The 11,611-nt window shown below is 40.3% G+C and carries 9 protein-coding genes and 2 pseudogenes; 3 read left to right on the top strand and 8 right to left on the bottom strand.

Annotated features, from left to right (window positions below; genetic code table 11):
* The first annotated feature begins 228 nt into the window (after nt 1-228).
* Nucleotides 229-807, top strand: coding sequence for a copper resistance CopC family protein (locus ACTHOQ_RS05425; protein ID WP_440494676.1), 579 nt, complete (start codon nt 229-231; stop codon nt 805-807).
* Between the two features lie 875 nt (nt 808-1,682).
* On the opposite strand, the gene ACTHOQ_RS05420 is transcribed toward ACTHOQ_RS05425, so the two are convergent.
* The 7 genes from ACTHOQ_RS05420 to ACTHOQ_RS05390 all read right to left on the bottom strand — a co-directional run bounded on the left by ACTHOQ_RS05420 (nt 1,683) and on the right by ACTHOQ_RS05390 (nt 10,141).
* The gene (locus ACTHOQ_RS05420; RefSeq protein ID WP_440494675.1) at nt 1,683-1,871 is read right to left on the bottom strand and encodes a hypothetical protein; all 189 of its coding nucleotides are present in this window, start codon (nt 1,869-1,871) and stop codon (nt 1,683-1,685) included.
* 173 nt (nt 1,872-2,044) lie between these two features.
* Complete coding sequence (locus ACTHOQ_RS05415; protein WP_440494674.1) at nt 2,045-3,238, bottom strand: class I SAM-dependent rRNA methyltransferase; 1,194 nt, start codon at nt 3,236-3,238, stop codon at nt 2,045-2,047.
* Nucleotides 3,239-3,426: 188 nt separating this feature from the next.
* Nucleotides 3,427-5,250: an ABC transporter ATP-binding protein gene (locus ACTHOQ_RS05410; RefSeq protein WP_440494673.1), complete on the bottom strand. Its 1,824-nt coding sequence runs from the start codon at nt 5,248-5,250 to the stop codon at nt 3,427-3,429.
* Complete coding sequence (locus ACTHOQ_RS05405; protein ID WP_440494671.1) at nt 5,240-6,997, bottom strand: ABC transporter ATP-binding protein; 1,758 nt, start codon at nt 6,995-6,997, stop codon at nt 5,240-5,242. The genes ACTHOQ_RS05410 and ACTHOQ_RS05405 overlap by 11 nt, the downstream gene beginning before the upstream one ends.
* Before the next feature lie 273 nt (nt 6,998-7,270).
* Entirely contained in the window at nt 7,271-8,275 is a 1,005-nt protein-coding gene (locus tag ACTHOQ_RS05400; RefSeq protein WP_440494670.1) for a YeiH family protein, read from the bottom strand.
* Nucleotides 8,276-8,539: 264 nt separating this feature from the next.
* A complete protein-coding gene (bioB, locus tag ACTHOQ_RS05395) occupies nt 8,540-9,535 on the bottom strand; it encodes a biotin synthase BioB (protein WP_440494669.1) in 996 nt (331 codons plus the stop codon).
* A gap of 12 nt (nt 9,536-9,547) precedes the next feature.
* Entirely contained in the window at nt 9,548-10,141 is a 594-nt protein-coding gene (locus tag ACTHOQ_RS05390) for a biotin transporter BioY (RefSeq protein WP_440494667.1), read from the bottom strand.
* A gap of 377 nt (nt 10,142-10,518) precedes the next feature.
* Between ACTHOQ_RS05390 and ACTHOQ_RS05385 the strand changes: the two are divergent.
* Nucleotides 10,519-10,806: pseudogene (locus tag ACTHOQ_RS05385) on the top strand (VOC family protein); the annotation flags it as partial.
* Between the two features lie 132 nt (nt 10,807-10,938).
* Nucleotides 10,939-11,151, top strand: a pseudogene (locus ACTHOQ_RS05380) (IS1595 family transposase); the annotation flags it as partial.
* Between the two features lie 162 nt (nt 11,152-11,313).
* Here ACTHOQ_RS05380 and ACTHOQ_RS05375 read toward each other — a convergent pair.
* On the bottom strand, nt 11,314-11,574 hold the full coding sequence (locus ACTHOQ_RS05375; RefSeq protein WP_440494666.1) for a hypothetical protein: 261 nt from the start codon (nt 11,572-11,574) through the stop codon (nt 11,314-11,316).
* Nucleotides 11,575-11,611 lie beyond the last annotated feature (37 nt).

Below are 11,611 nucleotides of genomic sequence, written 5' to 3'. Positions count from 1 at the left end.
GAATTATTTTTAACGCATAGAATTCCCAATACTCGGAAATGATGCCTCTGCTCTATAAAAACATTGGTTTTCGGCAGTCTTTATGCTATACAATCCAATATTTCAATATCTTTTCGTCCATACTAAAAGCAGCGCTCCATGCACAGCGGATTTTAATGCACCTATATCTACGTTTCTTTCGCTGCATTCGGGCACAGGTAAATATGATGAAGGAAGGAATTAATTCTGATGATGAAACAATTATTGTTATCGCTAGTTGCTATATTTTTATTGTTTATGCCTCACGCTAACGCACATACGTACTTGGACTCAACAACCCCCGCAGACGGCACAACGGTGACAGAGAAATTGCAAACGATCATTTTAAACTATTCAGGCAAAATTGAAGAAGGCAGCATATTCAAAGTGCTTGCAAGTGACCGTTCAGAAATGGCAATGGAGTCGATTGCATTAAATAACGGTGTATTGACAGGGACATTAGCTTCTCCTCTTCCTGATGATACTTATACGGTTGAATGGAATAGCATCAGTGAAGACGGACACCCGTTATCAGGGTCTTTTTCATTTACAGTCAATGCGCCTGATGCTTCCGCAACGGCTGACGGCAAGGATACAGCAGCCGATACGACAGAAAAAATAGGGTCTGATGTATCGAATCTTGTGGATACATTAAAAGATGAAACCGATTCCGAGGATGATAATTCTATATGGACTTTAATTATCGTCATAGCCATTATTGTTCTTGTTCTGACAGTACTCACGATATACAGCTATAACAGATGGCTAGTAAAGCGAAAAGGAAAATAATTGATTATCCTCGCAAAATAAAATACACGGTTGGGACAAAAAGCGGATAGTTTAATGCGAAGGGGCAGGCGAGAAATAGAGGATGATTCCTCGATACGGGGTGACGAGGGTCCGCTGCTACCTGCTGAAAGTTCAGGCTAGGCGCCCATTTCATTATGTATATGCGATTGTGTAAAAGGGAAAAGGGAAAGTCATATCCATTCCTGAATAGTGGATTGTGCAACTAAATACAGGGCGGGGTATTATAGGGAAATCCGAGCATTATATTTTGCCGGATTAGGATCAAAAATATGAGTGAAGATTATCTTGAGCCAATTGAGGATTATATCATACCAAGTGGGGAATAAGAAAACGCGATTGACGATAATCCTGGGCATAGCAGGGATTATCTGCCTTGGATTGAGGATTATATTTCTCCTGCCAGCCGACTGAACACTTTTTGCCCTCGACCGCCCATTTTGATGAATAGACGGAGAAATTCCGTTTAATTGGAAATTGATTTAAAAAACTGCTGAAATAGACGGAAAAATTCCGCTTATTGAATCGGAAAACGGGAAAAAGGCGGATTTTGGTTGGCTTAGCCGGAAAAAATCCCTTTATTTCCCCTAAATCAAATGCCATTTAGCTATTAGCCGGAAAATATCCGCTTATTCGGTTCATTACAATCGTATGGGGTTGATTTGACATGAAGTTTCATCATCCTCAACTTTCGGTTTAGAGCCGATAACTTTCTATCCCTTCTTACTTAATGATTGACCGGGATTCAGAAAAGTGTCTCCGTAACGGAAATCCATTTTGACTAAAGCAGAGAAACATCAATTTCCCCGATGCAGGAACAATTGATGTTTTTCGTTTTATCCATATGACACAAGATCTTAGCGCAGTCTTTCCAACTCCTGATAATCTTTCATATAAGGGCCGTCTTCCGCCACTGCCGAATGATACAGTGCTTTCACCGCAAAGTTTTTCTCAAGGCCCATTTCCGATTTCAGTTTTTTCAGTTCATCATGCAGTTCGCGATGCTCATTAATAAGCTTAAGCATCGTTGTTTTATTGTATTTCATATAATATCACTCCGATTAGTTCATCAATTATTTCAATCCGCTCGCGGTATTTTCACGGAGCGAGACATATCTGTGCGGATTCTCTCTTTTCAGTGGGAAAACCGTCCTGCTCCGCTCCACCGACAATTGGCTAGCCCGTCTTCCTTTCCCCCTATAAGGATGGAGACAGCTGCTTAAATACATTGAATAATGACTACTTTTAAATAATTGAATTCCGGGAAGTTATGCGGCACCGTGAAATCTTCCGGCAGCTGGTGCTCTTCTAAAATCTTATAGCGTGCGCCGAAATCTTTAAACGCTTTGTCGATAAACGTCTTGAACTTTTTCATATTGAAGCTTGCATTGTTCGTCGATGCGATAATAATACCCCCATCGTTCGTAATTGCCAGCGCATCCTTCAATAGTTTCGGATAATCTTTCGCTGTGCTGAACGACATTTTTTTCGTTCGCGCAAAGCTTGGCGGGTCAAGCACGACAACATCAAATTTCAGGCCTTTCCTCGCTGCATAGCTAAAGTAATCGAACACATTCATCACTTTAATATCCTGTGATTCATAGTCAATCCCATTCACGCTGAATTGCTCGATTGTTTTCGGCAAGCTGCGTTTTGCCAAATCGACGCTTGTCGTGCCCGAAGCCCCGCCTAAAGCAGCTGCTACAGAAAACGCACCCGTGTATGAAAATGTATTCAATACAGTTTTATCTGTTGAATAGCGGTCACGTAATGCTTTACGTACATTGCGCTGATCAAGGAAAATGCCCGTCATCGCCCCATCATTCAAATCAACCGCAAAATTCATGCCGTTTTCCTGGACAATTAACGGGAAGTCGCCTTTTTCGCCCGATACATAGTCATCCTGATCGATATATTGGCCATTCGTATTGAATCGCAGTTTTTCATAAACACCGCGCGTATTGACCGCTTGCTCCAATGCCGCATAAATATCTTCGCGGAATGAATATATCCCTTCGCTATACAAGCTCACCATATAAAAGCCATTGAAAAAGTCGATCGTCAAACCGCCAATACCGTCACCTTCACCATTAAACATACGGAAGGCACTTGTATCGTCCGACGCAAAAAAGTCTGCGCGCTTTTCAGCAGCTTCCCTGATTTTTTTCGTGAAGAACTTCACATCAATCTGCTCTTTTTCTTTACGAGTCAGCACCCAGCCAATGCCTTTATTTTGAATACCGTAATAGCCTGTTGCGATATAGCCCCCGCTTTTATCGACAAGATGAAGCAGGCTGCCCTCCTCAATCGCCACTTCAGGCATGACAACCGCCTCTTTTAAAATGAGCGGATAGCCATTCGTCAAATCTTTGATCGCTTTACCATCTACTTGCAATTCTACTATTTTTCTCATCATGTCATCCTTTTTATTTAGCGTTCCATTAAAAAGAGACTTGCCGTAAAAGACAAGCCTCTCGTATATTTCTAGTGTACTACGATTAGGCGTGAATAGCTACTCGCACCTTAAGCAATTACAGCGAAAGTGAACGAATCATAGAACTCTGTTTCGAAAGCTCCAATTATGACCTGCAGCTTTTAAATTTACGACACACTTTCAAATTGACTGTTATACAGTTCCGCATAAAACCCGCCACGCGCAAGCAGCGTTTCATGGTCCCCTGTTTCTAAAATCGAGCCGTCTTTCATCACAATTATCATATCCGCATTACGTATTGTCGACAGGCGGTGCGCTATGACGAACGATGTTTTGCCAACGGAAAGCTGATCCATCGCTGCTTGAATTTGCACTTCAGTACGTGTATCCACTGAACTTGTTGCTTCATCCAAAATAAGTAATGGGGCATTTTCAATCATGGCACGCGCAATCGTAATTAATTGCTTTTGTCCAATCGATAAATTGACCTTATCATTTAATAGCGTATCATAGCCATCAGGCAGCGCTAGAATGGTTTGATGCATTCCGACAGCCTTTGTTGCCGCCACTACTTGTTCCTCCGTTACATTTTCTGTTGAATAAATAATATTATCGCGAATCGTTCCTTCAAATAACCACGTATCTTGAAGGACCATACAAAACTGGTCATGCACCTGTTCACGCGTTAGCTCTTTAATCGATCGTCCATCAATTTTAATATCACCGGAATTCATTTCATAGAAGCGCATTAATAAATTGACAATCGTTGTTTTCCCGGCACCTGTTGGACCGACAATCGCAACCTTTTGCCCCGCCTTCACATCGAGCGTGAAGTCTTTAATAATTTCCTGATTGTCCATATAGCCGAATGATACATGTTCAAACGATACATCGCCCTTCACTTCACCCATTACTGCTTTCTTCGCCTGCTCATTTTCGAGTTCGGGCTCTTCGATAAATGTGAAGACACGTTCCGCAGCCGCTGCTGTTGACTGTAAATTCGTTGCCGCTTGTGCAATCTGCGCTAAAGGCTGTGTAAACAACCGGATATAAACCATAAATGCGACAATGACCCCCATTGTAATCACATCATTCACTACAAGAAGTGCGCCGACAATGCAAACCGCCACATAGCCGAAGTTGCCGATAAATTGCATGAGCGGCATCATCATCCCTGACATAAATTGTGCACGCCAAGCGTTATCATACAGCTTGTCATTAATTGAATGGAACGTTGAAATCGCCCGTTCTTCCCCGTTATACACTTTGACAATTTGATGCCCTGTATACATTTCTTCAATATGGCCGTTTATTTCTGCGAGCTGTGCCTGCTGATTATCAAAGTATTTTTGCGAACGCTTCATAATAACAGACATTACCGCAAATCCGATCAGGGTAGATAAAATTGCGGTAAGCGCCATAATCCAGTTCGTGTAAAACATCATAATGAGCACACCAATAAACGTGGCCGATGCCGTTACAAGCTGCCCTAAACTATTGTTTAACGTTTGCCCAATTGTGTCAACGTCATTCGTTACACGGCTTAACGTATCCCCGACAGTCGTTTTATCAAAATAATTCAGCGGTAAACGATTGATTTTTTCCGACAAATCACCGCGCATTTTTTTCGTAATACGCTGTGTAATCGTGGCCATCGTATAGCCCTGCACATAGCTGAAAATGAAGCTCAAGCCATAGAGCACAACTAAAATATATCCGATTTTTTGGATTGTCTGCATATCCATCGCGCCTATTAAGCCGCGCTGAATTTCATCCGTCATATCGCTTAGTAAATCAGGGCTAAATACAGTGAAAGCCGTACTAATAAAGGCTAAAACAAGTGCAAAAACGATAAATGGCATATATGCTTTACAATAACGCACAAGCTTCGCAATCGTTTTTTTAAAATGGTTTGCCTTTTCCCCTTTCCTGTCAGCACCATGCGGAGAACCAAAACCAGGACCACCACGACGTTTTTCATTATTGGCCATCGTTTAATTCCTCCTTTGAAAGCTGTGAATACGCAATTTCCTGATAGGTTGCACAATTTGCCATTAATTCCTCATGTGTCCCTTTTCCGACGATGCGTCCATGCTCAAGAACAATGATCTGATTCGCCTCTTTAATCGTGCCAATTCGCTGTGCCACAATAAATGTAATGGCTTCTTTTGTCTGCTGCTTCAATGCGCTGCGCAGCTTCCGGTCGGTTTGGTAGTCCAGTGCAGAGAATGAATCATCAAACAAATAGATGTCAGGCTGATGATAAACAGCACGGGCAATCGATAGCCGCTGTTTTTGCCCGCCAGATACATTTTTACCGCCCTGCGCGATTTCAGCTTCGTAAGCGCCATCCAGCTTTTCTACAAAATCCTGTCCTTGTGCAGTCGCAACCGCTTCTTTTATGCGTGTAAGCTCTGCCTGTTCATCACTGTAGGAAACATTCGATGCTACCGTACCACTAAATAAAACAGCCGCTTGCGAAACATAGCCGATTTTTTCATGCAGCTTGTTTTGCGCGTAATTTTTCACATTGACTCCATCGACAAGCACCTCGCCAGAAGTCACATCATACAACCGGGGAATTAAATTGAGAATAGTTGATTTTCCGCTGCCGGTCGCACCGATAAAGGCAACGGTTTCCCCTTTTTTTGCACTAAAGCTAATGTCCTCCAGTACCGCTTCTTCCGCACCTGGATATTGAAAGCTAACATTATTAAATACAACGGTCCCATCAAATTGCGGATTGCCGTTCGTAACAGTCCCATCATCAATCGTATTTTTCATTTTCAATACTTCTAAAATACGCTTTGCTGAAACAGCAGCACGAGGAAGCATAATAAAAATCATACTTACCATCATAAAGGCCATAACAACTTGCATCGCATACGACGTAAACACGACCATGTTCGAAAACAGAGGTAATTTGTCGATTGCCTGTGCCTCATTAATCAAAAATGCCCCTATCCAATAAATCGATAAGCTCAGCCCTGACATAATGAGTCCCATCGTCGGGAAAATTAAGGCCATTAAACGCATCGCATAAAGATTTGTTGATGTTAACTCCGTATTGGCCACATCAAATTTTTGCTGCTGGTAGTTTTCTGCATTATAAGCACGCACAACGCGAATGCCTGTCAAATTTTCACGCGTAACCCGATTCAAGTTATCGGTTAACGTTTGAATAATACGGAATTTTGGAATGGCAAATATGACAACAATTGTAATTAATACGATCAGAACGAGTACAGCTACCCCGGTTGCCGCAGTCCACTCTAAATTTTTATTCGCTATTTTTGTAATCGCCCAAATGGCCAGTATCGGTGCTTTAATGACAACTTGCAACCCCATTGCCACAAGCATCTGCACCTGTGTAATATCATTTGTTGAGCGGGTAATCAGGCTCGATGTTGAAAAATGATTCATTTCCGTCATCGAAAACGATAATGTTTTCTCAAATACTTGCCCGCGCAGCCTTCTTGCTAGGCCGGCTGCCACCTGTGCCGCGAAATACCCGACGATAATCGCTGCAAACATACTGCCGATTGCACATAACATCATAAAGCTGCCAGGGATAAGCAAATCCCCTATTGTCGTACCTTCTGTTAAAATAAGTGTCGTAATTTCCGCCATATAGTCCGGCAATTTTAAATCAAGCCATACTTGTACGACAATGAATGCAATACTAATGGCGATGAGCATCCATTCCTTTTTCTGAAAATACGAAAAGATTTTGAGCATGATGTTTCCCTTCTCTCCTGACATTTCTTTCTTTAGTAACCGCCACTTAAAACTTTTTTCATTTTTCAAATTTTGTTCTAAAGTAAATTTATATTATCGTTTAACAGGGATTCCGACAATGAATTACTCTAGCAAAACGTCAACTATTATTCTATATGTCCACAAAAAATGAGCGCCGGCAATTTATAGCAAGCCCCCATTTTACGCAGGATGATTACCCGTGAAAAGCCCTTGCCTCTACACATCGAGACAAGAGCTTAAAACAATGCCATTCTACTGAAACAGAACAACTAACAGATAACCAAGAACGGATAAGCAAACGGATCCGACAAGTCCTGCTCCAAACGCCTTTCCTCCTAATTTTTTGAACGCTTTTATTTCAACATTCAATCCTAGACCAGCCATCGCCATGGCAATTAAAATATAGGCAATATTAACAATAGCCTGTGCAGCAGACTGCGGTACAATGCCAAGTGAATTAAAGGCGCTCACTACTAAAAATCCGACAATAAACCACGGTATGGCCGATAAGGAAAATGCCTCTTTCTCTTGCCCCTTTTCACTTCTTCTATACCAAATGCCAATCAAAATCGCGACAGGTACCAATAAAGCGACACGTGTCAACTTTACAATGATTGCGATATCGACAGCTTCATCGCCACCAGCTGCAGCTGCTGCAATGGCATGGGCAATTTCATGCAATGTCCCGCCGGCGAAAATCCCGTATTCTGCAGGTGTTAAACCAAGTAATTTATACAACAATGTATAGCCAAGGGTAAATAACGTTCCGAGTAATGCCACAATCGCGACACTGACTGCTGTTTCTTTTTCATCTGCTTTAATTTGCGGGGCAATCGCCACAACTGCAGCCGCACCGCAAATTGCTGTTCCGCACGCGGTTAAAATCCCGAGTTTTTTCTCTACATGGAAAAGCTTTGATAGTCCGTATACGACAAACAATGCAAAAACTAAATTAATAAAAGCGATAAGAAATACACTTGCACCCGCCTGATAAATATCCACTAAATTTAAACGCATCCCGAGTAAAATAATTCCCAGACGCAATAATTTTTTACTTGAAAACGAAATACCCGTCTGCCACGGTTCCGGAACATCAACTGTTGCTTTCCAGATCATCCCGAGTAATATGGCAATAACAAGCTGTCCCATAATCGAGAAAAAAGGCAGGACTGAAATGTATTTCGCGACGATTGCGATGCCAAGTGTCAATAATAAACCTTTCACAAAAGAGGAAGAAAAATGCTTTCCCGTGTCCATCTAGTTCACTTCTTTCATTCTTTTTAACTTATACTCTATACATAGTACAATCATTAGTAAATGAAATATAAATAATCGCCATTATGAGATATTAATAGACAAGACATGTATCTTGGAAAAAGCTTAATGAAAAACAGATAGTGTGCAACAAAATGCACATCTATCTGTTTACAATTTATACTTGATTATGCATACCATATACAAAACAATCGGGCATATTCCGCGTTTCATGAAATGCAGAATACACCCTCTTTTTATTACTGATTATTCATGTAATGCTGCTTGTTTTTCATTGACTTCAATTTCAAAGCCTAAATCGCGAATTAACGCATAGTCCGCATTTTCCTCTTGTCCTTCTGTCGTTAAATAATCGCCTACAAAAATACTGTTTGCGGCATACAACCCGAGTGGCTGTAACGAACCTAAGTTGATTTCACGTCCTCCTGCAATTCGTATTTCCTTCGTCGGGTTAATGTAGCGGAATAAGGCCAGAACCTTTAAACAATAGCGGGGATCTAGCTCCTTTGTTCCTTCCAGCTTTGTCCCGTCAATTGCATTTAAAAAGTTGACCGGAATGGAATCTGCATCGAGCGCATGAAGTGCATAGGCAATATCGACAACGTCCTGTTTCGCTTCACGCATGCCGATAATTGCCCCTGAGCATGGTGACATCCCATATTTTTTAGCAATTTCAACCGTATTCACCCGATCTTTATATGTATGTGAAGTTGTAATATAATCGTGGTGTTTTTCGGATGTATTCAAATTATGATTATAGCGGTCGACTCCTGCTGTTTTTAATTGTTTTGCCTGTTCATCTTTCAGCAGCCCTAAGCAAGCACATACTTTTAAACCGTATTTTTCTTTAATTTCCTGAACCGCCTCACTCACTACATTTACATCTTTGCGTGTCGGTCCGCGCCCACTTGCTACAATACAAAAAGTACCAATCTGATTTTCAAACGCTTTTTTAGCTCCGTCTAAAATTTCTTCTTTTGTAATAAACGGATATTTCTCAATTGGTGCAGTCGAAATGGACGATTGCGAGCAATAGCCGCAGTTTTCAGGACAATAGCCACTTTTGGCATTCATAATCATATTTAATTTTACCTTTTTACCGTAATAGTGTTTCCGAATTGTGAATGCTCCTTGCATTAATAGCAGTAATTCATCATCGGGTGAATGTAATATGGCTAATGCTTCTTCATGTGTAAGTATTTTTCCTTCGAGAACTTCTTCAGCTAATCGAATCCAATTCATTATTGTTTCCTCCTATTTGACCGGTAAGATTTTTAGAACCTTTTGTAGGCGATAAGCAAATATCCCTGCAAAGATGGCCAATACAAAATCTTTTGGCATCGGTGGTATCATCCAAAGCCATGCCAGACCATAAGTAAAACCATCCGGTGCACTTGTCCATAATTTATACGCAGCATACATCCAATTCGTCCCTAAAAAGTAATTTATAAATGTTGCAATTAGGGCAGCGACGATATACGCTGTACGAGTTTGATATTTTTCGACCACGACACCTGCTACATAGGCAATTACGATGAACGTGACAATAAAACCGAATGTTGGTGCCAAAATCATTGAAAATCCTCCGTTAAACTTTGCAAATACAGGTGCCCCTGCAAGTCCTATAAGCATATAAACTGTACAAGCGATTGTCCCGCGCTTTTTCCCAAGTACTAAGCCTGCTAGCACTGCAAAGAATAATTGGAATGTTATAGGTACACCGCCTACTGTTAAAAATGGTGCAAATGAAGTAATATTTGCCCCAATCATCATCAGTGTTGCAAATAAACCGCAATACACCAAGTCGATTGTTTTCCATGAAGTGCTTGACCGTGATACAGATTCCATAATAACCTCCCATTTGCGTTAACCTTAAATCTTATTAGGTTAACGTAAATATAAAGTAATGGCGTTTTCACGTCAACCTTTTTTTATTTTAAGTTAACTTATATGAATATGTACCTTTGATGTGCATTTTAGGCTCTCTAGACAGGAAATCCAATAGCAAAATTCGAGAAGGATATATTTTACTATAGCTTATTATTTTGCATGTGAATTGACGACACCGCATAAATTTATGTTGTCTTGCCAAAATCAATGTCAAAAATAGTTTTAATTATTCTCTCATTTTAAGCGAATTTTTTCTTTTGGAAGGTAAATGGGAAATTTATGCTAAGATAAATTTATAGATTGTGAAAGAATAAGCTGTGGCGGAGGAAGTTTCAATGGCAAAAGGATTGCTTCATCATATTGAAATATATGTATCGGATATGAAAAGGACAGTAGATTTTTGGGGATGGTTTCTTGAAGAATTGGGATACTCTTCTTTTCAAGAATGGGAAGGAGGTAAAAGTTGGAAAATCGATGATACATACATTGTTTTTGTACAAGCTGAGGACAGGTTTTTACATATTCCGTACCATCGATGCCGAGTAGGTCTTAATCATTTGGCATTTCACGCAAGTTCACGTCAGCACGTAGATGAAATGACAAACAAATTAAAAGAAAAGGGAACTTATACTAACAAGTTCTAAAATAATATCTAAAGTTGTTAAAGGTTTACTAAGCATTCGCAAGCAGATCAGCTATTATCAACGTTAAGTATCTCTCTCCCCTTGCCGCTTTGGAATATAGGGTTTAAGGAGATGTGGCAAGATGAATATGAAAATTTCAGCGAACTAACCAAATCCGAGTTATGGGCGTTGTTTAACGCTATTAGACAGGACTTGTTTCCTTATAAACCATATACTACTCGAAAGCATTCGTGAACCCTATTTGTCTCTGGTTTAGGCTGTGTTCATCGAGGAAGTACATCGGTTAAGTGGAGCGGTAAATATCGTTCAAAACAACGCTATATAGGTTCCGCTAGTTTGAATTAGGCAAGAATTTGGCATTTGAAACCGTATTATGCAAATGGTTATTTCAAATGTCAAAAATCGAGCAACACCACAGTCAATTTTTCAATGGCTGCTTTGTAAGGCTTTATAAAAGGATAGCGTATGCTACCCATTCTGCATCAATTAACTTTCTGCAATACCGTAAGCAAGTAATGAAATGTACCCGATTGTACAGATTGCAATAATATTAAGTATGATCAGTAGCCATTTCAATAAACCTTTTTTTGCTTTGAATCCTAAAACGGTCCCTAATAATGGGAACAGAAACATTGAAATAAAGTATGGTCTACCTAATGCTCCTAACGACACGCCACTCCACATTGTAAAAAACATAACTATGAAAATTACTAAAGTGGATAGTGAAAAAACACTATATTTATTCATATAGTTCACCTCCTGAGAGTTAGTTGTTATTCCTAAT

Source organism: Solibacillus silvestris, from assembly GCF_051967575.1.
GTDB classification, from domain to species: domain Bacteria; phylum Bacillota; class Bacilli; order Bacillales_A; family Planococcaceae; genus Solibacillus; species Solibacillus silvestris_B.
Note: the sequence above shows the minus strand (reverse complement) of the source record. Positions and strands in the feature narration are given on the sequence as shown.

Bases quoted from the DNA above. Each gene is read 5' to 3' on its own strand.
- ACTHOQ_RS05425 (WP_440494676.1), top strand. From the start codon at position 229: ATGATGAAACAATTATTGTTATCGCTAGTTGCTATATTTTTATTGTTT.
- ACTHOQ_RS05420 (WP_440494675.1), bottom strand. From the start codon at position 1,871: ATGAAATACAATAAAACAACGATGCTTAAGCTTATTAATGAGCATCGC.
- ACTHOQ_RS05415 (WP_440494674.1), bottom strand. From the start codon at position 3,238: ATGAGAAAAATAGTAGAATTGCAAGTAGATGGTAAAGCGATCAAAGAT.
- ACTHOQ_RS05410 (WP_440494673.1), bottom strand. From the start codon at position 5,250: ATGGCCAATAATGAAAAACGTCGTGGTGGTCCTGGTTTTGGTTCTCCG.
- ACTHOQ_RS05405 (WP_440494671.1), bottom strand. From the start codon at position 6,997: ATGCTCAAAATCTTTTCGTATTTTCAGAAAAAGGAATGGATGCTCATC.
- ACTHOQ_RS05400 (WP_440494670.1), bottom strand. From the start codon at position 8,275: ATGGACACGGGAAAGCATTTTTCTTCCTCTTTTGTGAAAGGTTTATTA.
- bioB (WP_440494669.1), bottom strand. From the start codon at position 9,535: ATGAATTGGATTCGATTAGCTGAAGAAGTTCTCGAAGGAAAAATACTT.
- ACTHOQ_RS05390 (WP_440494667.1), bottom strand. From the start codon at position 10,141: ATGGAATCTGTATCACGGTCAAGCACTTCATGGAAAACAATCGACTTG.
- ACTHOQ_RS05375 (WP_440494666.1), bottom strand. From the start codon at position 11,574: ATGAATAAATATAGTGTTTTTTCACTATCCACTTTAGTAATTTTCATA.